A 24,840-nucleotide genomic window follows, 5' to 3' on the forward strand; every position below is an offset into this window, starting at 1 on the left:
CTTGCTTGCATTAATTTATTAAGATATGGTTAGGTTTTCCCGCGAAAGAGCGGGGGCTTGAGGAGACGCCAATGCATAAGTATTGAAGCCCTGCGCTCTTGAAGCACCCGCTCTTTACGATGGGTCCAAATTAAAGGAGGATATTGACAATGGCAGTTACAACGTACTATGAACAGGATGCAGAACTTAGCGTATTAAAAGGAAAGACAATTGCAGTAATCGGGTACGGAAGCCAAGGGCATGCTCAGGCACAGAACTTGCGTGACAGTGGACTCCAGGTTGTCATCGGCCTGCGTGAAGGCAAATCATTTGAAACTGCGAAGAATGACGGTTTTGAAGTATTGTCTGTTGCAGAAGCAGTATCCCGTGCAGATGTAGTGCAGATTCTCATGCCGGACGAAACACAGGCATCCGTATATAAGAATGAAATTGAACCGAACCTGAAGAATGGCGCGGCTCTGATGTTCTCCCACGGCTTTAACGTACATTTTGGTCAAATCGTTGCTCCTAAGGATGCAGACGTGCTGCTGGTAGCACCTAAGTCCCCGGGCCACATGGTCCGCCGTACTTATGTTGAAGGCTTCGGAGTTCCCGGCCTGATCGCCATTGAACAGGACGCAACCGGTAATGCCAAGGCGATCGGACTTGCATATGCCAAAGGTATCGGCTGTACCCGTGCAGGAGTTATCGAAACTTCCTTCCGTGAAGAAACAGAAACAGATTTGTTCGGTGAACAAGCTGTCCTCTGCGGCGGTGTATCCGCACTGATCAAAGCCGGATTCGAAACACTGACAGAAGCCGGTTATGCTCCTGAGATGGCATACTTCGAGTGTCTGCATGAAATGAAATTGATTGTGGACCTGGTGTATGAAGGCGGACTTGCCACTATGCGCGATTCCATCAGCAACACAGCTGAATACGGTGATTATGTAACTGGACCACGCATCATCACGGATGAAACTAAAAAAGCAATGAAAGAAGTGCTGTCCGATATTCAACAAGGTAAATTCGCCCGCGACTTTATCCTTGAGAACCAATCCGGCCGCGCCTTCCTGACTGCTACCCGCCGCAATGAAGCCGCTCATCCGGTAGAAGTGGTAGGAAGCCAGCTGCGTGAAATGATGCACTGGATTAAGAAATAGGACATATACTTAAGACTACATGAACCATAGGTGATTCTCAGATGCGGCCGTAATTTTGCGAGCCGCATTTGGGGATTTATGGACAATTTGCAGGAGGTGCTCAGCATGCGGAAAATATATGTGTTCGACACGACGCTGCGTGACGGAGAGCAGTCACCGGGTGTGAACCTCAACACGCGCGAGAAGGTGGAAATCGCCTATCAGCTGGAGAAGCTGGGAATTGACCGGATGGAAGCTGGATTCCCTGCGGCTTCACCCGGAGATCTGGCTGCGGTTAACGCAGTGGCCAGAGCCGTGAAGAACGTCACTTTGATTGGCCTCTCCCGTTCTAGAGAGAGTGATATCGATGCGGTTAAGGAAGCGCTGCAGGGTGCACAGGATCCTTGTATTCATATTTTTCTTGCTACATCACCGATTCACCGCCAGCACAAGCTCCGTATGGATAAAGCACAGGTACTGGAAACTGCGCAGTCGGCTATCCGTTATGCCAAGAAATATTTCCCCAAGCTGGAGTTCTCTTTGGAGGATGCCGGCCGGACAGAACGTGATTTCATGGCTGAAATGGTGTCGATGGCGATCCGTGAAGGTGCCAATGTGGTGAACATCCCTGACACTGTGGGCTATTTGAATCCTTCGGAATACGGAGCTATTTTCAAATTCCTGAAGGATACGGTGCCTGATATCGAACGTGTACAGCTCAGTGCACATTGTCATAATGATCTGGGGATGGCCACCGCCAATACGCTGGCTGCCATTCAGAATGGTGCGGATCAGATCGAAGGGACCATTAACGGCATTGGTGAGCGGGCAGGAAATACAGCGATTGAAGAGGTAGCTCTGGCGCTGGAGACCCGGAGCGAATTTTTTGACGCCAAAACTTCACTGGTCCTGTCGGAAATATCCCGTACCAGCCGCTTGGTCAGCAAGCTGACCGGGATGGTAGTGCCCGGGAATAAAGCCATCGTCGGTGCCAACGCCTTCGCCCATGAATCCGGTATTCATCAGGATGGCATGCTGAAGGAGAAGACCACCTACGAGATCATGACACCTGAAACGATCGGCCTCAAAGAGAGCAAGCTGGTGCTCGGCAAGCACTCCGGACGCCATGCCTTCCGCGACAAGCTCAGTGATCTGGGCTATGACGTCCCGGAGGAAGAGCTGAATGCCGCTTTTGCCAAGTTCAAGGATCTGGCGGACAAGAAGAAGGAAGTCTCGGATGAGGATATTCTGGCTCTTCTGGAAGAGAAGCTGATCGATACACCGGAGACCTTCAGCCTGCAGACGATATATGTGACTTATGGTAATGAAGCTACGCCAACGGCCAAAGTTATTATTAACGGGCAGGAGCCGCAGCCGATTGTGGCAGTTGCTGAGGGCAATGGTTCCGTAGACGCGATCTATAACGCCATTGATCAGGCTACTGGTGAAGAAGTCACCTTGGGAGACTATTCGATCAAGGCAGTCAGCAGAGGCAAAGACGCGCAGGGTGAGGTTCATGTTGTGCTGTCCCAAGGCGAAATCGCAGCGCAGGGCCGCGGACTCAGTACCGATATTCTGGAAGCGAGTGCCAGAGCCTATCTGGATGCGCTGAACAAGCTGATTGAGAAGCGTAAGTCGCTGCTCCCGGCTGACCAGGCCAGCCTGTAAACGGTATATATAGTAGCTTTAACTTAATTGAAACCTATGGTTAAGCCATTGGGCCAGCAGAACATTCTGCTGACCGGATGGCTTTTTTTGTTTTTCCTGGGGGAATTATGGTCTATGAGCGGTTTGTCAGTGATTTATCAGTGACTTTAGTTACAATTTAACTTGTCATAAACACGCCTTTTGGCACTTTCTTTGTCAATACTAAGCGGTTTTTAGGAAATTGGAGTGAGAAATGGAGAAATTACTTAGCTGTTCAGAAAATGTTCATGTCACTGCTCTAATGTCTAATCTGATCATTCCACGACTGAGGTAAGAACAAATTATACATATGAAAGAGGGAGAGGTCTTGAGATTATTGAAAAAGAAAAAATGGGCACTGGGGCTTGGAATAATACTATTTGTAACAACATTTGCTCAGGCAATGGGTTTCTTCACCAATGTAAATGCGGATGCAGTGAACACAGAAATTACCGAAGATATTGTTAAAACTGTAACACTCTCGGTTTACGAAAATGGGATGCAGGTTACGGATAGTGTGTACAAGCTGGATTCTATGGTTAAGCTGAATTTGACATATGAGCTTCCGGATGCAAAGTATGACAAAGGCGCTACATACACGTACACCCTTCCTTCCCAATTAAAAATTAATCAAACGTATTCCGGTACGCTGGTTAATAGTGAATTCGCTAATGGAATCGGTACTTATACTGTAGGTGCTGATAATAAAGTCGTATTTGTTTTTAATGAAAATATTGAAGGGCTATTAGATATAAAAGGCACTTTTTGGGTTGAATCTACCCTAAGCTCAACTACAGTTACCGGCAGCACAACGCAGGTGCTCCATTTTCCGATAGCGGGAAATGCCAATAACTCAATTACACTCCAGGTTCAACCCAGTAACGGCAAAGCTATCACCAAAACCGGAACACCAATGCCGCAAAAATATAATGCCAGCAGTATTGACTGGACGGTTGATGTAAATACGCTTTTGAACAAACTTGATAATGCTGTAATTACGGACCCCATGCAGACAGGCTTGGAGCTGGATCCGGCTTCTATTGCTGTATATGCCTTGACGGTGGATGTTAAAGGAAACTTAACCCTTGGCGGGCAGGTCAGTTCTGCACTCTATGACACGACCGCAAGTGATCTGACCAAACTGGATCTGAAATTCAAAAATTCAATAAATGAAGCCTACCGGATAAAGTTTACTACCAAGAACATAAGTACTACAGAGCAAACAAAGTTTAATAATACAGCTACACTGACTGCTAATGGCTCACCTCAATCTGCCTCTGCAGAGGTTAATATTAACTTGGGCAAAACGCTGGAAAAGTTTACAAGCGGATATAATTCCTCAGATGAGACTATTACTTGGGAGATTCGGTTCAATTATAATGAAAAGTCAATAACGTCAAATAATGCTGTCCTGACTGACTATTTCAACATAACCCAAGACTATGTTGCTGATTCAATGATTATCTATAAAGTCAAGCTCGATCAAAATGGGTCTGGAACAGATGACGGAACGTTGCTTGCAGATACGGATTATACGCTTACCCAACTACCTGACGTATCAGGTACAGCTGGATTTAAGCTTCAGTTCAACCATGATATTCAATCTGCCTACCGGATTGTCTATAAGACAAAGGTAGCTGAGCGGGTATACACTGGTGAGAGCATCGTAAATAAGGCGACTTATAACGGGCAAACTGTTCAAGCGAGTACTTCGACTACCCAACGTATTTTGAACAAGCAGGCTGTAAATAACGGTACGGATGTAGACTACTTGAACAAGACCGTGAAATGGACTATTAAGGTTAATGAAGACAGCAGAACTATGACAAACCTGGTACTTACCGATAAATTTACTAACGCAGGATTGCAACTGATCGGGAAACCGGATATTTCGCCTGCGCTTGTTGAAGGTACAGATTATGAGATCACCAATTTAGGCTCTGGTGAATTTAAGGTGAATGAGGGTTTTGAGATTAAATTTTTAAAGCCAATTACTAAGGCTTACACGATTACGTACAGTACAAAATTTGATTATTACTCATTGATCACTGCTTCAAAATATTTCATTAATACTGCATCCATTGTGTGGAATGAAAAAACATCAAGCAGTGCTCAGACATCAAGTTCAACATTCACTCCAGACGGTAAGGTTATTAAGAATGGATTTAAGACAGGAAAGTATGATATAGCCAGTAAGAAAATCACCTGGACAGTTGGAGCGAACTATAATAAAAGAGTGCTCGCTGCAGGTGCGGAGCTGGTTGATACCCTTCCGGCGGGTCAGCAGGTAGTTGCGGGTACTGTAATCGTTAATAAGCTGAATTATGGTGCTGATGGAGCACATTACTCTGTAAATCCTGCTTTGGTTGAGGGTACAGACTACACAGTTACTGTAACAGATAAATTGCTCAAGGTTAAATTCAAAGACAGCGTGGATTATGCTTTCTATGTAGTTTTTAAAACGGAGTTCAAAGACGGTGATATTAACCTGTCTAGCGTTGCTAATAACGCCATTTTGAATAACTCGGACGATAAGCCAGTCTCGGAAGTATTATCCGGTAGTGCAAGTGTAACGAATGGCGGACAATATGTAACAAAAACCGGATCCCGGGATAGTTCTGATCAAACTATCATTAACTGGACAGTAACGATTAATGCAAACCAGTCAAACGTGAGCAATGTTCAAGTCGTGGATACTCCGAGTAGTAATCAGGTACTGCTTCCTGAAAGCTTCCAGCTGGTTGAGACCACTGTTAACCCTGCGAACGGTACTGTAAATGTTACGGCTACCAAGCTTGAGCGTGACAAGGATTATACGCTGGATTTCATCACGGATAGTACCGGCAAGGATACATTCAAGCTGGCATTTACGAACACCATTAATAAACCATACATTCTCACCTATAAGTCAGTCATTGCGGCAGTAGGGACCGTACCTGTAACCAATGCTGTATCGTTCAGTGGATTGGGGTCCCAACTGGTAAGTAAACCTTCTTCATTCACCCAAAACTTCACCATCGTTGATACCGGAGGCACGGGAAGCGGTGTGAAAGGCTCGCTTAAGGTGCTGAAAACAAATGCAGACCAAACTAAAAATCTGCAGGGTGCTGAGTTCTCCCTGGATCGTATTGTAGGCACAGAACTGAAGGATACAGTGAAAGCAGCCAGCGATTCAGCTGGCAATCTGGAGTTCACTAATTTGCGGGCCGGTAAATATGTTCTAAAGGAAACAAAGGCACCCTCCGGATATGCACTGGATACTACAGTGCGGACGGTAACCATTAATTCTTCTACACCTGTTCTGCTGACCGTTACGAATGATTATAACGGCTCGCTCAAGCTGACTAAGGTTGCTCAGGATGATTCGTCCAGAAAACTTGCAGGTGCAGAATTTGAACTGTATGATACTACGAATAAATTGGTCGAAACGGGAACTACCGATTCAAACGGCGTAGTATTATTTACGAAATTAATGGGAGGAAGCTACACATACAAAGAAACTAAAGCACCGGCTGGATATAAGCTTAATGGTAATAGTGTTCCCGTAACTATTGATCCGGCTCAACAAAAGGCCGTGACGGTTACTAATGAAGCACTTCAAGGTTCGCTTAAGCTAATAAAGGTAGATAAAGATGATGCAACGAAGAAGCTTGCAGGAGCAAAGTTTGAGTTATACAATTCCAGCAATACTCTAGTGGCAACATCTACTACCAATGCCAGCGGGGAAATTGTATTCAGTAATTTAAAGTTCGGAACCTATTTCTATCAGGAAACAGCTGCTCCGGCCGGATATGAATTGGATTCAACAAAGCAGAGCATTACGATTGATTCGGATGTGCAGAAGGTTCTGGAACCGATCAAGAATACAGCAATTCTGGGCTCACTCAAGCTCGTTAAGGTAGATGCAGCTGACAGTACGAAGAAGCTTGCCGGAGCGAAGTTCGAGTTGTACAATTCCAGCGATGCCATGGTGGCAGCGGCAACTACTAACGCCAGTGGTGAAATTATTTTCGATAATCTGAAGATTGGAGCATATACACTGGAGGAAACCAAGGCTCCGGCCGGATATGATTTGGATTCCACGGTGCGCAACCTCACGATTAGTTCGAAAGTACAGCAGGTGCTGGCTCCAATTACGAATAAAGAAACCTTGGGTTCACTCAAGCTTGTTAAAGTAGATGCCGCGGACGGAACGAAGCAGCTTGCCGGAGCGAAGTTCGAACTGTACAATTCCAGCGATGCTATGGTGGCAACGGCGACTACCAGTGCCAATGGTGAAATAGTTTTCAATAATTTGAAGCTTGGAGACTATACACTGAAGGAGACCGAAGCTCCAACTGGGTATGAATTGGATGAGACGGTGCGTAATGTCCAGATTGATTCGAAAGTACAGCAGGTTCTGCCGTCGATCCCCAATAAAGCAACCACAGGCTCACTCAAGCTCATAAAGGTGGATGCAGCGGACGGAACGAAGAAGCTTGCAGGAGCAAAGTTCGAATTATACAATTCCAGCAATACTGTGGTTGCGGCAGGGACTACCAATGCCAATGGTGAAATTGTATTCGATGATTTGAAGCTTGGAACGTATACACTGGAGGAAGTCAAGGCTCCAACCGGATATGATTTAGATGGAATAGTGCGTAGTATCAAGATTGATTCAAAGGATCAGCAGGTGCTGGACCCAATTAAGAACACCAAAACCTTGGGCTCACTCAAGATAAGTAAGGTAGATTATTATAATGTGAATAAAAAGCTGGCCGGAGCAGAGTTCAGACTCACGAATACCAGCACAAATGTAGCGGTGACGGGTGTTACGAATGCCGATGGTGAGATTGAATTCACTGATCTGAATCTTGGGGACTATACCCTGGTGGAAACCAAGGCCCCATACGGATATGATTTGGATGCAAGGGTACGCAATGTCAAGATTACTTCGAAGGATCAGCTTGTACTGAGCCCAATTGCAAATATAGAGACCATAGGCTCGATTAAGTTTGTTAAGGTCGATGCAACTGACGGGAATAAGAAGCTTGAAGGAGCTGTATTCAAGCTCACGAATTCCAGCAAGGTTGTGGTAGGAACAAAGACTACCAATGCCAATGGTGAAATTGTGTTTGAAAATTTAAAGGTCGGAGTCTATACCCTGGAGGAGACTGCCGCTCCAGCCGGATATGACTTGGAGGGGACTCCACAGAATATCACGATTGATTCCAATGTACAGAAGGTGCTCGACCCTATTAAGAACCAGGAGACCCTGGGTTCGCTCAAGCTCATCAAGGTAGACGCCGCTGATGCCGCCAAAAAGCTTACGGGAGCAGAGTTCAAGCTTACGAATTCCAGCAGCGGTGCGGTAGTAACAGGCACCACCAATGTTAGTGGTGAACTGGTATTTAATGATTTGAAGCTAGGCAAATACACACTGGAGGAAACCAAGGCTCCAGCCGGGTATGATCTGGATGGAACAGTGCGTAACATCACAATCAGCGGGAAGGCCCAGCAGGTGCTGGCTCCCATTCAGAACGTGGAAACCTTGGGTTCGCTCAAGCTCATCAAGGTAGACGTCGCTGATGCCGCCAAAAAGCTTGCCGGAGCAGAGTTCAAGCTCACGAATTCCAGCAAGGTTGTGGTAGCAACGAAAACTACCAATGCGAACGGTGAAATTGTGTTCGATGAGTTGAAGCTGGGCACGTACACGCTGGAAGAAACCAAGGCGCCAACAGGATATGAAATAGATTCAACGGAGCGCACTATTACGATTAATTCAAAGGTGCAGCAGGTATTAGCACCAATCACAAACCAAGAGACCTTGGGTTCAATCAAGCTCGTTAAGATCGCCGAAGGTAATGCAGCGAGAAAGCTTGCCGGGGCTGAGTTTAAGCTTTATGATTCCAGCAAGAGCGTAGTTGCAACGGGAATTACCGACATGAATGGTGAGATTGAATTTAAGGATTTGAAGCTTGGAGTATACACACTGCAGGAAACCGTGGCTCCTATAGGCTATTATTTGGATTCATCGGAGCGCAGCATCATCATTGATTCGAAGGTACAACAGGTGCTGGCCCCAATTACGAATAAAGACATACCGGCACCGACAGGAGCGCCCGGAACGTACCCGGTGGTTACCCCAACACCTACTCCGGTTAGTACGGTAACGCCAGGTGTAACTAGTACACCTGGTCCTTCAGCAACAGGAGTACCTGGCGTAGCGGTTACACCGGGACCTACACCAATAGCGACCTTAAGTCCTACTGCACCTGCAGTAAGCAGTACACCGACGCCACAGGCTACGTCAGCAACTACTGTTCAGGATATTCCAATCGAGGGGGAGATTCCGCTGGGCGGCATTCCAAGCCTTAGCGTGGAACCGACACATGGTACAGTAGTCGTTACACCAGACGGCAAATGGACTTATACTCCTGATCCGGGATATACCGGCAAGGATAAGTTCACCATTACTGTAACGGATGAAGACAGCAATGATCAGGATATTATTATTGAGGTGGGTGTTGACGAAGTGCCGACAGGTACGGTAACTGATACAACCTCCAGTGAAGATGGCCTGCCTGGAGATCTCCCTAAGACAGGTGAAGAAAGCCCGCTTCCATTGTATCTGATGGGTGGAGGACTGATCGTTCTGGGGATAATCCTGGCACGGAGATTCAAGACACGCAATAAACCGGAGTAATAAGTGATAGCATAAACAAGGTTACAGTGGTATACAGACAACCCGCCCGAAGCAAATGCTCCGGGCGGGTTGTCTTGTTCTTATATTCAGCAGAAGCATAAGATTAATTCACAGACTTCTGAAATTATTCTGCTTCCATTCCTCGTACCACCGGGTTATATTTGCCGGCAGGCTGATCCCCAGTTCCCCGTTCCAAAGAGCTGTCATCGTGTTATATTGCTCCTCAACCCCTGAGCGTTCACCGATGATATCATACGTTTTCATAAGTCCGAAATATCCCTGCTCGAAATAAGGCTGAAGACGGACAAGACGCTGATATATCGTAACAGCCTCCGGGAGTTTGCTGGTCTCTATATAGAATGCTGCCAGACTCAGTGCATGATGCAGCCAGATCGTCCGGAGCCGCTGACGTTCACTCTCAGCCCACAAATAATCGTAGTCGGCCAAATAATCACCAGTGTAGAAATCCAGCAGACGCTGATGCTCTTGAATATTGCCTGCACTGACCGGCTCCAGAGTAAGAAGGCCTTTCTCCCATTCGTAGCTGTCAATTAAAGCGCCTCCGGTCTCCAGGGTATAGCCTTCTCCGCCGCTGACATTATTGATGGGGAGATCGATTTCTCCCTGCTTCAAGCACTGCCTTACCTGATAAATGGTAGTGTACAGGTGGGTTGAGGCTTTTTTGAGATTGAAATCAGGCCACAGGAGATCGATCAGGCTGTCCTTGCTGACAAACCGGTTACGGTTATGGAAAAGATAAGCAAACAGCTCCTGGGCTTTCGAGGTACGCCAGCGAATATTGCTTAGTGGCTGTCCGCCGCGCTCGAAACGCAGGGACTGGAGGCTGCGGATCATGATTTGATGATCTGCAATTTTCTTGTCGGGCTCCAGCTCTATCCGTTCCTCCAGCCGCTGGATAGTCTTCACCAGCCTGCTTCTGCTTACCGGCTTCAATACATAATCAAGCGCGTTTAGTTCAAAAGCATCTACAGCGTAGTTATTGTATGCGGTCACAAATATGATTTTGGCACGGGGGCAAAGATTCTGCAGGATTTCACCAGCTTGAACTCCATTCATCTCGGGCATATCAATATCCAGGAAAATAACTTCCGGGTCCAGCTCCGGCGCTGCTTTTACCGCTTCATAAGGGTCTGTAAAAGCGGCAAGGATCTGTACTGACGTTAATTCTTCAAGCATGAGCTGAAGTTTTATAAGTGCAAGACGTTCATCATCCACTAGCATAGCTCGAATCATTTCTGTCCACCGCTTTCCTTATCTTTATCGCTGAAACGGATAACATGCTCTTAAGGGGGAGCAGCCGCTTCTATTTGTATGCTGCCTAGCCATGATGATAAATGATTTCGACAAGAAAAGGGAATTCCCTTTCTGTAGAGGATAAGCTCCATGTAGGATATAGTAAAGTAGAATAGACTACAAAAATTATTTTTAAAAAATTCTACATATCCTGCAGGGGCATCAGCCTGCCCGGCGTCTAACGTTATGTAACTGAAGGAGGGGAGAATTACGTGGAAGAGACGGAGTGGATTACTGCTGTGCTCGGCGGAGAGCATCAGGCCTTTGGGCACCTGGTGACGCGTTATCAGGGCATGGTATATAGTGTATGCATCAAAATCACTGGAGAAGCCGAGTCGGCCAAGGATATGGCCCAGGAAGTCTTCATCAAAGCCTATAAGGCTCTCCCCTCCTTCAGAGGACAGTCCTCCTTCTCCACTTGGCTGTACCGTATTGCTTACCGGACCTGTCTGGACTGGAAACGGGCCAATGACCGGGAATGGCGGCACCGGAGCACTGCGGACTACACGGAGAATGATTGGGTGACTTCGCAAACGCCTGAGCAGATGGCGCTCCGTAAGGAAGCCTCCCAGGAGCTCGGTGAGAATTTGAACAGTCTGACAGAGCCGTACCGGTCGGTTGTGCAGCTGTACTACTTTCAGCGACACTCGTATCAGGAGATTGCCGATCAGAAAGGGATTTCGGTCAAAACGGTTGAATCGCAGCTGTATCGGGCCAGACAGATGATGCGCAAAAGCGGGGAGGAATGGCGATGAATTGTGCAACAGTAAAAGAATGGATGCCGCATTATATCGATGGCCAGCTGCCGCCTGAGGCGCAGCAGACAATCCGCCTGCATGCCGAGTCCTGTCCCGACTGCGCGCAGTGGCTGGAAGAGGCACGCGGTCTCGCAGCGCTGTGGAATGAGATGGAAGCAGGGCTGGACGGCCTTGGCCAGGAAGCAATGCAGCCTATGAACTTCCCTGATCTTACAGCGGATGTGATGGCTAAGATTGACCGTATGGAGAATGGCCGCAGGGAACGGGTAATTAAAGCAACAATGTCTAGACGGCGTACCGCCCCGGGAACCTCCTGGATGCATTATGGCGTTGCCGTGGGGCTGACTTTTCTCCTGCTGCAGTTCGGTGTGTTCGAACACCTTGCCTATGGCATTACCGAAATTAATGGGCAAATGTCCACTTCAGTCAGCGCCTGGTTCGGCCCTCAAGGCAAATAATCCAACAATCCGCAGGGGCTATTCCGGCTAATTCATACTAAAACCTGCGTACGATAGAAGCAGCTCTGCTGCAAGAAGATTTCGAAGAAGCGGATGTTCCGCAAAACTTTTAGGAGGGTATTATATGATTAAGAAAAGACGCTGGCTCACCTTTCTCCTGGCGATGGTTCCGGGACTGGGCCATATGTATTTAGGCTTCAAAAAGCTGGGTCTTGAGTATATGCTTGGAGCATCGCTGTGTATTATGTTCATTCCGTCGATGCCCACCGTATTTCCGTTCGCGCTGGCAGCACTCTGGTTCTATCAGCTATTCGATGCGCTGCAAAAAGCGGCCTGGATGAAGCTCTCTGCGGCTGAGCATGAGCGGATGATGTTCCATCCGGACAGCTTCGGGGCACCTTGGACTATGGGGATGCCGGCACCTCCGGTGTATCCGCATGATGATGTTAATCCGGTATGGGTAGGCATAGGCTGTGTAATAGCGGGTATTATGCTAATGCTCATTACGGCATTCCCAACCCTCTGGAGAATACTCAATGACATGAACATCGGGGCGATCCTGCTGTCTCTTGCCTTGATCGGATATGGACTGAGAATGCTGAAGAACAATTCTAAAGTATAGTGAAATGGGGAAATGAACCATGGGGAGATGGAAAATCGGCAGCTTTACCGCCGCGATAGGCTGCATTGTGATTGGGGTCATTGTAGTACTCGCCCAGTACGATGTAATCACTTACGAGGCGCTGGGCTATATCTGGCCGGCATTGCTTATTCTGTTCGGGCTGGAGATGCTGCTTAGGCTCTTCATTAAATCGGATGTCAAGAGCCGCGTGAGCGGCTGGGCGATTGTACTCATTATCGTGCTTGTCGCTGCAAGCGGGGCACAGACGGTACTGGCCGGCGGTTCGTTGAGCAGTATCTTGGGCAATACAACGCTTGTCCCGGTAAGCGGGACGGTAGAAGTGAATCAGGAAATTAAGAATGTGCGGATTGAATTGCCTGACGGCAAGGTTAAGATTGAAGGCGTGCAAGGAAACACCCTTGAGTATGAAGGAAAGCTGGAGCTGCCGGGCAATACGGACAGTGAAGCAGCAAGCGCACTGGAGCGTAAATGGAAAGTGACGACCGAAGGGGACACGATTGTCATGGAGCTGGAAGGAGATTCCGGCTGGCTCGCGAACATTCAATTCGGGATCAATGTCAAAGCTCCTTACCTGAATGTCAGCATTCCGCAGAATTTAGCCGCCCAGGTAGAGACCAGCGACGGATCCATCGAAGCTGCCGGTCTGACGGCAGGCATTGATGTGGACACCAGCAACGGGACAATGGATATCCATGATATTACCGGAGGCGTGGAGGCTCACACCAGCAATGGTACAGTAACCGTGCAGAATATACAGGGTAAAGTGGAGCTGGTCAGCTCGAACGGGGCGATCACACTGGGCAATATCGACGGCTCCTTATCTGCCAAGAGCAGCAACGGCAAGATTACGGTCAATTCTGCGGTGACAGGCAACTGGGAGCTGAAATCCAGCAATGGCAAGGTTGTGGTGGGCCTGCCGGCTGTTACGGATGCGACAATTCATGCGGATACGAGCAATGGCTCGCTTAAAGGGAATGTTACCTGGGACGGCGATGATGACAATGGAACAGCTGTGCTTGGAAGCGGAACCCATGAGGTTACTTTGTCCACCAGTAATGGTTCTGTGACGGTGGACACCGCAGAGTAAATTGCACAAAGAGCTGTTTACCGGATAATTGCCGGTGAACAGCTCTTTTTATGCCCTGCTATAGAATAGAATAGGAGTCAGATCTGGCTTCTTAAACCCTGCTTACCAAGCATAAGCCTTCGGAGCAGCACCGCCAGGTCCCGGGAAAATCTCGTCCAGACGTTTCAGCACGGACTCGTCCAGGGTGATCTCCAAGCTGCGCAGCGCGCTTTCGAATTGTTCCAGCGTACGCGGTCCTATAATCGGAGCCGTCACCGCAGGATTGGCCAGGAGCCAGGCCAATGCGAGATTATCCTGCGGTTCGCCCAGCTCCAGACTCAGCTCCGCAAAGGCTTCCAGCTGGCTCTTATGCTGCTCTACACGTTCTGAATTGCCCCCGCTGCGGCTGCCTTCGATCTTCTTCAAGGCATTGCGGCCGAGGAGTCCCCCGTCAAGCGGGCTCCACGGGATAATTCCAAGACCGAGATGCTGGGCCGCAGGCAGGACCTCCAGCTCCGGCAGACGGCAGGTGAGGCTGTATTTATGCTGCTCCGATACCAGTCCCAGGAACCCGCGGGCCTTCGCTTCCTGCTGGGCTACGGCAATATCCCAGCCGGCAAAGTTACTGGAGCCGACATAACCGATCTTGCCCTGGCTGACAGCAAGCTCAAAGGCGCCCCACAGCTCATCCCACGACACGTTGCGGTCGATATGGTGCATCTGGTAGAGTTCAACATGATCGGTCTGCAGACGCTGCAGAGAGGCTTCCAGGTGCCTGCGGATAATATAAGAGGAGAGGCCGGCCTCATCGTTTGGACCATCCAGCTTGTCACTCATGGCGCCATAGACCTTAGTGGCGAGAACGACCTTTTCACGGCGTCCGCCGCCCTGCTTGAACCAACGCCCGATAATGGTCTCGGTCAGGCCTGAATTTTCTCCCCAACCATACACGTTAGCGGTATCAAAAAAGTTGACTCCGGCGTCCAGCGCAGCATCCATGATGCGGAAGGCCTCTTTCTCATCGGTAATCGGCCCGAAATTCATCGTTCCCAGACAGAGGCGGCTAACCTTCATACCGGACTTGCCAAGCTTAGTATATTGCACCTTAGTATCACTCCCTCATTAAGATGGATGAACGGTTATTTACAACATTTGCATACTAATTGTAAACAACTTCAGATTTAAGAGCAAACTGTGCAGATTAAGTCAGTGCTTCCTCCTTTATAGGGAAAAACTATCAGTTCAATAGAATCTATATCTTTGTCCTTTGTCTGTTGTTATGATACAACAATATACAGAAGAACTATGTCTGCGAGCAGCAGGACTACCTAAGGAGTGACAGGAATGAGCGAGGTTAAGAAAATCGCCGTAATTGCCGGGGACGGTATCGGACCTGAAGTTGTGGCAGAAGCGGAAAAAGTATTGAAAAGAACGGAAGAAGTGTTTGGCTTTGCTTTTGAAACGGAGCACGCCCTCTTCGGCGGAATTGCCATTGACGAGCGGGGAACACCGCTGCCGGAGGATACGCTGGAAATCTGCCGCAGTGCAGATGCCGTACTCCTGGGAGCCGTTGGCGGACCAAAGTGGGATAACAACCCGAAGGAGCTGCGCCCGGAAACGGGACTGCTGGGTATCCGCAAAGCACTGGGTCTGTTCTCCAATCTGCGTCCTGCAGTTGTCTTCGACTGCCTGAAGGATGCTTCAACGCTGAAACCGGAAGTACTGGAAGGCACGGACCTGATGGTGGTGCGTGAGCTGACAGGCGGTATTTATTTCGGTGAGAAGCTGCGCCGTCAGGGTGAACACGGGGAAGAAGCTGTTGATACCTGCGTGTACAACGTAACGGAAGTAGAGCGCATTGTACGCCAGGCGTTCGAGATTGCCGGCAAACGCCGGAATAAGCTGGCCAGTGTCGATAAAGCCAATGTGCTGGAGACCTCGCGCCTCTGGCGTGAGGTAGTAAACAGACTGGCACCGGAATATCCGCAGGTAGAGCTGGAGCATGTGCTGGTGGATAACTGTGCAATGCAGCTGCTGCGCCGCCCTTCGAGCTTCGATGTTATCGTTACTGAGAACATGTTCGGAGATATTCTGAGTGATGAAGCAGCGATGCTGACCGGTTCCATCGGTATGCTGGCTTCCGCTTCACTGGGAGAAGGCAGCTACGGTCTCTATGAGCCGGTACACGGCTCTGCGCCTGATATTGCCGGCCAGGGGCTCGCGAATCCGATCGCGACGATTCTGTCGCTTGCGCTGATGTTCCGCATGACCTTCGGCTACGAAGAGGCAGCGGCTGCCATAGAAGCAGCTGTCGCTGAAGTGCTCGATGCCGGTCACCGGACCAGCGATATCGCGGTAGACAAGAGCAAGGCAATCAGTACTACTGAGATGGGCGATCTGATTGTTGCTGCTATCCGCAGAGCCTAGTTCTACCACATATGCCCTCCTTTGACGCAGTAAGAAGAAAAACTTCACAAAATGTTGCTTATTTATAATAATTATAAAAAAGTAATCAATGTAATATTGACTTTGATTTTGTACGATGATAACATTTGTTCTGTAGAAGCAACAATGTAACCATCCCATCAAAATCAAGAAAAGCATATTGCACCGGCTAACGGCACCGTAGTTGTTTTTCTTACATAATCAAAGGAGGATTTAAGCAATGGCAGAACGTTTGGTAGGTAAACCAGCCCCTGATTTCTTCATGGAGACAGTAACGGGCGACGGTAAGGATTTCGGTAAGGTTAGCTTGTCCGACTATCGCGGCAAATGGCTTGTATTCTTCTTTTATCCGCTTGATTTCACATTTGTATGTCCGACCGAAATTACAGCACTGAGTGATGCTGCGGCTGATTTCGCAGAACTCGATACAGAAATTCTTGGGGTGAGCATCGACTCCATCCACAGCCACAAAGCCTGGTTGACAACCCCTAAGGATATGAATGGCCTTGGTCCGGTTAACTTCCCGCTGGCGTCTGATATCACGAAGAAGGTTGCCAGCGATTATGGCGTCCTGATCGAAGAAGAAGGTATCGCACTCCGCGGATTGTTCATTATCGATCCTGATGGCGAACTGAAATATCAAGTGGTTAACCACAATGATGTAGGCCGCAGTGTAGAAGAAACTCTGCGTGTTCTGCAGGCTCTGCAATCCGGCGGGCTATGCGCTATGAACTGGAAACCAGGCGACAAGAATCTGTAAGCTGCCGGTCCTCATAGCTGCGATCTTTGATATACGAAGAGAACCTCCTTGCGGGAGTATTTCCCGGCAAGGGGGTTTTTTGCACCAAACGGCCCATCCTTACCGGACAAGCCGTTTGAAAATGGGCGTTAAGGTTAATATATAGCTTCAAGGAGAGGAATCTCTCCTGCCATTGTGTAATATAATAATAGGAATTCAACGGAAAAAATCAAGGAGGGTGAACAAAAATGAGCTTTTGCTGTGGAGCGAGTATGGTTGGAACTAAGGGGACCCTAAAGCATTATCGCACGCAAGTCCATAATGTTCCCCTGCTTTTTTGTCCGGTATGCCACCGGGTAGAGGTACATTATAAAGTCGAAAATGAATATGAAATCCTGGCAGAATATGCCCATGGCGACGGAGTTACGGATGTTGATTTCCAGGATTATGTAATGGAAGATGAGGAAGCGATCTTCGAGAATGTGATAAATATGGAGAGCGAGGATCCGCTCGCTATTGTGCGCAGCCAAATCGACATGTCGCTTGACCTGCTGGCCGTAGCCAAACAAATTGGCGATACCAAATGGGAACGTGAACTGAAAAAGCGTCTGGCGGTTATGAGTCAGCGGCGTCACCGGCTGCAGCAGAAAGCCTGAATACCAAGCTTAATGCTTCCACGGAATGTCATAAAAGAGGAGAGTCTTCGCGAAATGCGGAGGCTCTTTTCATTGTATTTGCAGGAAACGAAATATTCTAACGATATTTAATGTGTCTTAAGAATCATTTTAAGAATATTTTTATCATTCGACAGTTTCTCCGGTTGCGTTGTCTTCTTCTCTTGGATATGATTGGAATATAGTTGAAACGGTTGGATAATATAATACGATTTCCGAATGTTCTGGCGGCTTCGTCATATACTCATATACATAGTAATTTGATGTCGCTTAAGCGTCTCGTCAATTGCAGTAAAAGGGGGAACTTCGTATCGTGATAAGCCAATATCAGGAAAGCTTGCTTTTACCGGCAAGAACGTTTCAATCTGGACCGATGGATACTACATATGAGGATGTTCTGGAGCATATCGACAGCGGAATTATGCTTTTTGATGAAGAGGGAGTTCTGACGTTCGTAAATAAGCAGATGTACGGTATACTGGAGCTTAACCGCCATTCTCTACTCGGCTGCACTCTGAACCATCTGTTAGCCCATATTCAATTAAGCCGTTTTAAGAAGAAACAGGTATTGCGGAGCTACCGTGAAATGGTGGTCAAAGGTAAGCCAAGCTATGAATTTGTAGATGAATATGGCCGGTACTGGCGCGCTTCTCTCTGCAGTGGAGAGCAGATGAAGGGCTGCTACCTGTTCACGCTTAAAGAGATCTCAGACTTTAAGCTGATTGAACAGACAGCATACCAGAACGACAGTCTGGCGATGCTCGGCAGATTATCGGCTTCAATTGCCCATGAGATCCGCAACCCGCTGACTGCGATCCGGGGTTTTATTCAATTGCTGCATCCCCATCTTCACCTGCTCGGCAAGGAGGAGTATGCGAAGATTATATTGGCTGAGATTGATCGTGCCAATGACATTATTCATGAATTTCTGACTTCCTCCAAGCCATCGGTACCACAGGTCAGTATGATTCCTGTCTCGGCGCTGCTTAAGGAAGTTGTTCTGCTTACAGAGAGTGAAGCGCTGATGAAGGGCTGCCAGATTAATCTGCAGGTGCTTCAGGAAGATCTGTTCATCTCCGGAGACACGAAACAAATGAAGCAGGTCGTCTTAAACATGATTCGAAACGCTATGGAAGCGATCTCGGAGAGAGCGGATGATTCCATGGGCAGAATAGAGGTCGGAGCACGCAAAGAAGGAACAGAGGTGCGGATTTTTATCTCTGACAATGGCAAGGGCATGGATATCTGCACACTGGATAGGCTGTTCAATCCTTTCTTTACCACGAAGGAGAATGGTACGGGATTAGGACTCTCGGTCAGTGACCGTATCATCAAGAATCATGGAGGCTGCATCTCTGTCAGCAGCCGGCTGAATGAGGGAACCCGGTTCGTGATTTCGCTTCCACTCATTCATTAATCTCACAATAGACTCGGTATTTTCAGGCTTCCGGGTTATAATCAATATATTAAGGGCTGATTCCTGCAGTGCACGGTCATGTGCGGGAGATCGGCCCTGTCTGCGTTATTTGGAATAATACAGTGAGTCAGTGGAGGGGTGCAGCATGAATATTGAATGGAGCAGCGGTTCAGAGGCAGCTTCGCTGCAAGGCGATGCCTTATGTTTCATAGTCTCGGAGGCACAGGCGCAGGGAGAAGGACTTTCGGCGGAATGGGCGGAGAGGATCAGCCTGTTGTCCAGGGCAGGGCTGTTTAGCGGCAAGCTGGGGCAAATTCACCTGCTGCCGGTGACTGGCCGTCCGGAGCTGCCGGTTGTCATTCTGGCCGGAAGCGGCAATGGCAGCGCATCAGCCCATGACCTGCGGCTGCTGATGGCACAGGCCGCCAGGGCGGCTCACAGACTGAAGGCTGCTACCCTGATCGTGCAGATCCCCGATCAGCTGAACCAGCTGCCTGAGGCCCTGAAGGCAGAGACAGCAGGCCAGGTCCTTGCAGAAGGCCTGGTCCTTGGGGCCTACCGCCGCAGACAATACAAGCTGGAGCAGCCGGGCTACGCCGGCTTAAGCGCCGTAAGGCTGCATATGGAGCGTCAGTCCGAAGAGTCAGAGGATAAGCGATGGAAAACAGGCATGTTGCGGGGGCAGGCTTTTGGGGAAGCGACGAATCTGGCCAGGGACTTAACCAATCTCCCGGGTAATCTGCTGACCCCTTCAGAGCTTGCGGCAGCAGCCATAAAAGTAGCCGAACGCCACGGCCTTCCTGCTGAGGTGCTGGATGAACGTGAGATTGAGCTTAAGGGAATGGGCGGATTACAGGCCGTAGGCAAAGGCAGTGTGAATCCGCCGCGTATGATAGCCATTCGCTATCAGGGAACCAATCAGTGGGAGAATGTGGTGGGGATTGTCGGCAAGGGCATCACCTTCGACACTGGAGGTATTTCGCTCAAAAGAGCTCCTGGGATGGAGGATATGATCAGTGACATGGGCGGTGCAGCCGCAGTACTCGGAGTCATGGAGGCCTTGGGGCGTTTGCGCCCCCGGATCAACGTGGTCATGCTTATTCCGTCGGCGGAGAATATGCCGGCAGGCAATGCTTTTAAACCTGGTGATATTATAACCTCCCTCAGCGGAAGAACGATTGAAGTGCTGAATACCGATGCGGAAGGCAGAGTGGTTCTGGGAGATGCAATCACGTACGCGCGGGAGTGGGGAGCGGAACGGATTATTGATGTCGCCACGCTAACCGGGGCCGTCTTGTCCATTCTGGGCGATGTGGCTACGGGCGCTGTAACGAATGATGAAGAGTTCCTGGCGGAGCTTCTGGAGGCCTCCAGGCTGTCAGGCGAGCAGATATGGGCCCTGCCCGTCTATCCAGAATTCCGCGAGATGCTAAAAAGCGAGGTCGCCGATATCCGCAATGCTGCCGGAAGATACGGCGGAGCTACTACAGCCGGATTATTCATCGGCGAATTTGCCGAAGGTCTGCCATGGATTCATCTGGACATTGCCGGAACGGCATTTTTGTCGAAAGAGCGGGGAGTGAACCCCAAGGGGGCAACGGGTGTGATGGTGCGTACGCTGCTGGAATATCTGCTCCGCTTAGCTCCTGGCTCTGGATTCGAGGCAGATACTGCACAGTTCTCTTCATAAACTTGTTATGACCCGTATGTAGCTAAACAGCCGCAGTCTCAGGATTCCCGGGACTGCGGCTGTTTAAGCTTGGACTATTATTGAAAGAAGCGAGTTTAGTTTGAGTTACATCCTATTTTCTGGCTTTCATCTGTGCAGTAAAGGACTGGACCCCATTCATGATCTTGTCCCGCGTATTCTTATTCTTCAGCAAGTAGGCTGCTCCCAATGCTACCGTAGTAAACAATGTCTTTTTGGTGTTCATGGTAATTCCTCCTTGGTATGGTCTGGCTGTAATTGCTTATAACTAACATACCCGCATGCCAAGGATTCTAAACGAATTGTATTCTTTTCTCTAGAGACGCAGACGGATCTAGTGTTTGGGATCGGCTGTAGTTCCGCAGCAGGACAAAGGTGAATCCAGCGATGCGGCCGAACAGGTTTTGCTTTTGTCACAGCCGGCACAGGCGCCTTCTTTGCCCTTTTGAACATGACGGTACAGCATCCAGCCGGAGTACCCGAAGATAAGCGCTACAATCAGAATATTGACTATCATTGCTGCTCTCGCTTCCTCTCAGTAAATCTTGGACTTGCTGCCTCTACGACCATCCCAACAGCCGGCCGCCCTGGAAAATAACCAGTGACACGGCATACGCCAGTACCAGTGAATATCCCATGGAGAAGAAGGTCCATTTCCAGGATGCCGTCTCTTTCCTGATTACTCCGACCGTGGCCAGGCAAGGAATATAGAGCAGGATGAAGGCCATGAAGCTGATCGAACTAAGCGGTGTGAAGACTGAAGCGATTTGTCCTTCCAGCCCTGCGCTATCCGGCGCATGGTAAATAATATTCATGGTGGAGACCACAACCTCTTTGGCGAGGAAGCCGGGAACCAGTGTGGAACCGGCCTGCCAGGTGCCGAAGCCGAGCGGCTGCAACAGCGGTGCGATCAGCCCGCCGAATTTGGCCAGGAACGAGTGGTCCATCTCTACATTGAATCCGGCAGGACCCGCGTAGGACATCAGCCAGATAATGACCGAACCGGCAAGAATGATGGTTCCTGCTTTACGCAGGAAGCCTTTGCCCTTCTCCCAGGTGCTGCGGCCTAGTGTCTTGAACTGCGGCATCCGGTAAGGCGGCAGCTCGATGATGAAGATGGAGGATTCATTCTTGAACAGATGTTTGGAGAATAATTTACACAGAATCAGGGCGAAGACTACTCCCATCACATACATCGCCAGCACCGCCGTTGCTTGCCGGGCCGGGAAGAAGACCGCTGCAAACAGCAGGTACACCGGCAGCCGGGCTGAACAGGACATCAGCGGCATAAGCAGTGTTGTCAGCATCCGGTCTTTGGGCTGTTCGATACTGCGCGCAGCCATAATCGCCGGCACGTTACAGCCGAAGCCGATAATGAAAGGGATAAAGGCTTTGCCGTTCAGGCCCATCCGTTCCATCGTGCTGTCCATCAGCAGGCAGACGCGTGCCATGTAACCGGAATCCTCCAGGAAGGAGATCATCAGGAACAGAATGAAAATCTGGGGAACGAAGACAAGCACGCCGCCGACACCGCCGATAATACCATCGACAATCAAAGCATGAGTAAAGCCTGATGCACCGATCGCCTGCAGCAATGAGTTGGCTCCGTCACTGAGAGGGCCCCCAATGAAGCCGTCCAGAAGATCCGATAAAGGTCCGCCTGCCCAGTCAAAGGTCGTTTTGAACATAGCATACATAAAGACGATAAACAGAGGCAATCCCAGAAAACGGTGAGTCAGGATGGAATCCAGCCGCTCCGTCAGATTATGCGGCTTCTGCTTCGTCGCATCGATGGCCGCCGCGCATACACTGCGGATGTAGTCCATGCGGATGGAGCGGATCCATTGCGGGAGGGTAAGCGCCAGCTTCTGCTTTTGCAGCTGGGTCTGGCAGGCATCGCAGAGGAGCATCAGCTCAGAAGTATCCATACGTTTCTTGAGCAGCTCCAGTACTACCGGATTCTGCTCCATCAGCTGCAGGGAAACCCAGCGCAGGTTAGGCAGCCCGGAGATCTGCTGCAGTTGATTTGAAATAGAAGCTATCGTCGCTTCAACGAGTTCACCATAATTCAGATGGAAGCTCACAGGCGGAATATTAGCCGGCTTCTCCAGAACGCTGAGCACCTGGCTGCTGCCTTTGCCTGTTCTGGCAATCAGCGGTAACACGGTTATCCCAAGCTGTGCCTGCAGTACTTCAGGGTTGACCTGAATTCCGCGGGCATTGGCAACATCGATCATGTTCAATCCGAGTACAATCGGCTTGCCGTATTCGAGCAGCTGCAGGGTAAGCAGCAGATTTCGTTCCAATTGTGATGCATCGACAATATTGATGAGTGCTTCGGGTGATTCTTCGATCAGATATTGGGCGGCTACGCCCTCATCGCGGGAGAGCGGATGAAGTGAATAGATTCCGGGCAAATCGATCAGCTTGCCGGCTCCGTTCTTCAGGCTGCCGACCTTCTTCTCAACAGTAACGCCTGCCCAGTTCCCGACATATTCATACGAAGATGTGAGTGTATTGAAAAGCGAGGTCTTTCCGGTGTTTGGGTTCCCTACAAGGGCGATGGAGCTCATGAAACTTTCACCTCAATCATCGAAGCTTCCTTCCGGCGGATAGCGAATAATTGACCGTTGCATTCCAGCGTAATGGGGCCCATAAAAGGACCTTTACCCTTCAGGCGGATCATTACACCTTCGGATACTCCCAGATCGGCAAGGCGGCGGCGCAAGATGGGGTTCATGCCTTCGATTCTATAAATAGAGCCGGTAGTGCCCGGTTGTAAGCGCAGCAAGGAGCAGGATGCAGAAGCCATTGTAATCCCTCCGAGAGAGATTGATAATCAATCTCAATTATTTCTTGTACTGTAGCATTTTGTTAGGAACTTTACTGTGACTAATATCATTGTATTGATCTCCTGAAATCTATATGGAAATTACTGAAATTTTCTTTACAATTTATTCTTCATTAAAGTATGATTGAACGATAATGTAAGCATAGTAAGTTTGTGGCCTTGTTTATTATGAGGATATAATATGAAGCTAAGCCCGAAGGGAGAACAGATTGTGAAGACTAATCAGAGCAAAATTGTCGATTGTACCATCCGTGACGGGGGATTGGTGAATAACTGGGATTTCAGTATTGAATTTGTTCAGAAATTATACGCTGGTTTGAATGAAGCCGGTGTTGATTATATGGAAATCGGATATAAAAACTCACCGAAGTTGCTGAAAGGGTCCGAGGGTGCCGGGCCGTGGCGTTTTCTTAATGATGATTTCCTGCGCAAGGTTATTCCGCAAAAAGGCCACACCAAGCTGTCGGCACTGGTCGATATCGGCCGTGTTGACGTGAATGATATCCTGCCCCGCAGTGAGAGTATGCTGGACCTGATCCGTGTAGCCTGCTATAGCAAAGATGTGGACAAGGCGCTTGAGCTGGTGCAGACCTTCCACGATCTGGGGTACGAGACTACGATTAATATTATGGCTCTATCCAATGTCATGGAGAATGAACTGCTTGAAGCGTTTGAACAGATCCGCGAAAGCGTCGTTGATGTTGTATATATCGTTGATTCCTACGGCAGTCTGGATCACAATGACATCCATTACCTGGTAGAGAAGTTCAGAACACATTTGCCGGATAAACGCCTGGGTGTACATACGCATAACAATCTGCAGCTGGCCTTCTCCAATACACTGATTGCAGCGGAAAAAGGTGTCGAACTGCTGGACGCTTCCTGCTACGGCATGGGCCGTGCTGCCGGCAATTGTCCTACAGAGCTGCTGGTTACCCATTTGAAGAATACCAAGTATACCCTCCGTCCCGTTCTGGATATTGTTGAGAACCTGATGATTCCATTGCGCGAGAAGGAAGAGTGGGGGTATATCATCCCATACATGATTACGGGAACACTGGATGAGCATCCGCGCTCGGCGATGGCGCTGCGTTCTTCAGCCGATAAAGACAAGGCGGTTGACTTCTATGACAAACTGACTACACCTGAGGTTAATTTCGGGGATAAATAAACGTCCGGAAGATGAAAGCACTGACCTCTCTGTAGAGGAAGGTGCTTTTTTTCTGCCAGAGATGGTTTCTTTTAATATTGTAGGATGAACGATGTAACTTTACA

The 24,840-nt window shown here is 49.0% G+C and carries 19 protein-coding genes; 13 read left to right on the forward strand and 6 right to left on the reverse strand.

Translation table 11 applies throughout. The features are described 5' to 3' along the window. Positions 1-149: 149 nt before the first annotated feature. The 3 genes from ilvC to R50912_RS06765 all read left to right on the forward strand — a co-directional run bounded on the left by ilvC (position 150) and on the right by R50912_RS06765 (position 9,492). Positions 150-1,142 carry a ketol-acid reductoisomerase gene (ilvC, locus tag R50912_RS06755; protein ID WP_039301500.1) on the forward strand — a complete coding sequence of 331 codons (993 nt, stop codon included), beginning with the start codon at positions 150-152 and terminating at the stop codon, positions 1,140-1,142. 105 nt (positions 1,143-1,247) lie between these two features. After that, the gene (locus R50912_RS06760) at positions 1,248-2,789 is read left to right on the forward strand and encodes a 2-isopropylmalate synthase (protein ID WP_042233401.1); all 1,542 of its coding nucleotides are present in this window, start codon (positions 1,248-1,250) and stop codon (positions 2,787-2,789) included. Positions 2,790-3,135: 346 nt separating this feature from the next. Continuing rightward, a complete protein-coding gene (locus R50912_RS06765) occupies positions 3,136-9,492 on the forward strand; it encodes a SpaA isopeptide-forming pilin-related protein (RefSeq protein ID WP_042233403.1) in 6,357 nt (2,118 codons plus the stop codon). Positions 9,493-9,600: 108 nt separating this feature from the next. On the opposite strand, the gene R50912_RS06770 is transcribed toward R50912_RS06765, so the two are convergent. Further along, complete coding sequence (locus R50912_RS06770) at positions 9,601-10,746, reverse strand: response regulator (protein WP_081956401.1); 1,146 nt, start codon at positions 10,744-10,746, stop codon at positions 9,601-9,603. A gap of 272 nt (positions 10,747-11,018) precedes the next feature. Here R50912_RS06770 and R50912_RS06775 point away from each other — a divergent pair, with 272 nt between their 5' ends. The 4 genes from R50912_RS06775 to R50912_RS06790 all read left to right on the forward strand — a co-directional run bounded on the left by R50912_RS06775 (position 11,019) and on the right by R50912_RS06790 (position 13,752). Then, the gene (locus R50912_RS06775) at positions 11,019-11,561 is read left to right on the forward strand and encodes an RNA polymerase sigma factor (protein ID WP_042233405.1); all 543 of its coding nucleotides are present in this window, start codon (positions 11,019-11,021) and stop codon (positions 11,559-11,561) included. Next, positions 11,558-12,022 carry a zf-HC2 domain-containing protein gene (locus R50912_RS06780; RefSeq protein ID WP_042233407.1) on the forward strand — a complete coding sequence of 155 codons (465 nt, stop codon included), beginning with the start codon at positions 11,558-11,560 and terminating at the stop codon, positions 12,020-12,022. The genes R50912_RS06775 and R50912_RS06780 overlap by 4 nt, the downstream gene beginning before the upstream one ends. Before the next feature lie 124 nt (positions 12,023-12,146). Beyond that, positions 12,147-12,644, forward strand: a complete 498-nt coding sequence (locus R50912_RS06785) for a hypothetical protein (protein WP_042233408.1) — start codon at positions 12,147-12,149, stop codon at positions 12,642-12,644. Between the two features lie 19 nt (positions 12,645-12,663). Then, positions 12,664-13,752, forward strand: a complete 1,089-nt coding sequence (locus R50912_RS06790) for a DUF4097 family beta strand repeat-containing protein (RefSeq protein ID WP_042233410.1) — start codon at positions 12,664-12,666, stop codon at positions 13,750-13,752. 102 nt (positions 13,753-13,854) lie between these two features. On the opposite strand, the gene R50912_RS06795 is transcribed toward R50912_RS06790, so the two are convergent. Continuing rightward, on the reverse strand, positions 13,855-14,835 hold the full coding sequence (locus tag R50912_RS06795; protein ID WP_042233412.1) for an aldo/keto reductase: 981 nt from the start codon (positions 14,833-14,835) through the stop codon (positions 13,855-13,857). Positions 14,836-15,075: 240 nt separating this feature from the next. On the opposite strand from R50912_RS06795, the gene leuB reads away from it, so the two are divergent. The 5 genes from leuB (at position 15,076) to R50912_RS06820 (ending at position 20,696) form a co-directional block, all read left to right on the forward strand. After that, a complete protein-coding gene (gene leuB / locus R50912_RS06800; protein ID WP_042233414.1) occupies positions 15,076-16,158 on the forward strand; it encodes a 3-isopropylmalate dehydrogenase in 1,083 nt (360 codons plus the stop codon). Positions 16,159-16,396: 238 nt separating this feature from the next. Then, the gene (locus R50912_RS06805) at positions 16,397-16,936 is read left to right on the forward strand and encodes a peroxiredoxin (RefSeq protein WP_039301479.1); all 540 of its coding nucleotides are present in this window, start codon (positions 16,397-16,399) and stop codon (positions 16,934-16,936) included. 227 nt (positions 16,937-17,163) lie between these two features. Further along, entirely contained in the window at positions 17,164-17,571 is a 408-nt protein-coding gene (locus R50912_RS06810; protein ID WP_039301477.1) for a hypothetical protein, read from the forward strand. A 331-nt stretch (positions 17,572-17,902) separates the two neighbouring features. Beyond that, a complete protein-coding gene (locus R50912_RS06815) occupies positions 17,903-19,006 on the forward strand; it encodes an ATP-binding protein (protein WP_042233416.1) in 1,104 nt (367 codons plus the stop codon). Positions 19,007-19,151: 145 nt separating this feature from the next. After that, positions 19,152-20,696 (forward strand): leucyl aminopeptidase, encoded by a 1,545-nt coding sequence (locus R50912_RS06820; RefSeq protein ID WP_042233419.1) that lies wholly within the window; start codon positions 19,152-19,154, stop codon positions 20,694-20,696. A gap of 112 nt (positions 20,697-20,808) precedes the next feature. Here the strand turns inward: R50912_RS06820 and R50912_RS36175 are convergent, their stop codons facing one another. The 4 genes from R50912_RS36175 to R50912_RS06835 form a co-directional block, all read right to left on the reverse strand. Next, the gene (locus R50912_RS36175; RefSeq protein WP_256704057.1) at positions 20,809-20,940 is read right to left on the reverse strand and encodes a hypothetical protein; all 132 of its coding nucleotides are present in this window, start codon (positions 20,938-20,940) and stop codon (positions 20,809-20,811) included. A gap of 108 nt (positions 20,941-21,048) precedes the next feature. Beyond that, positions 21,049-21,231: a FeoB-associated Cys-rich membrane protein gene (locus tag R50912_RS06825; protein ID WP_039301473.1), complete on the reverse strand. Its 183-nt coding sequence runs from the start codon at positions 21,229-21,231 to the stop codon at positions 21,049-21,051. 43 nt (positions 21,232-21,274) lie between these two features. Next, positions 21,275-23,287 carry a ferrous iron transport protein B gene (gene feoB, locus R50912_RS06830; RefSeq protein ID WP_042134496.1) on the reverse strand — a complete coding sequence of 671 codons (2,013 nt, stop codon included), beginning with the start codon at positions 23,285-23,287 and terminating at the stop codon, positions 21,275-21,277. Further along, positions 23,284-23,526, reverse strand: coding sequence for a FeoA family protein (locus tag R50912_RS06835; protein WP_042134498.1), 243 nt, complete (start codon positions 23,524-23,526; stop codon positions 23,284-23,286). The genes feoB and R50912_RS06835 overlap by 4 nt, the downstream gene beginning before the upstream one ends. A 250-nt stretch (positions 23,527-23,776) precedes the next feature. Here R50912_RS06835 and R50912_RS06840 point away from each other — a divergent pair, with 250 nt between their 5' ends. Then, a complete protein-coding gene (locus R50912_RS06840; RefSeq protein WP_197073108.1) occupies positions 23,777-24,736 on the forward strand; it encodes an aldolase catalytic domain-containing protein in 960 nt (319 codons plus the stop codon). Positions 24,737-24,840: the final 104 nt, after the last annotated feature.

It is taken from the genome of Paenibacillus sp. FSL R5-0912, from assembly GCF_000758605.1.
Classification (GTDB): Bacteria; Bacillota; Bacilli; order Paenibacillales; family Paenibacillaceae; genus Paenibacillus_AQ.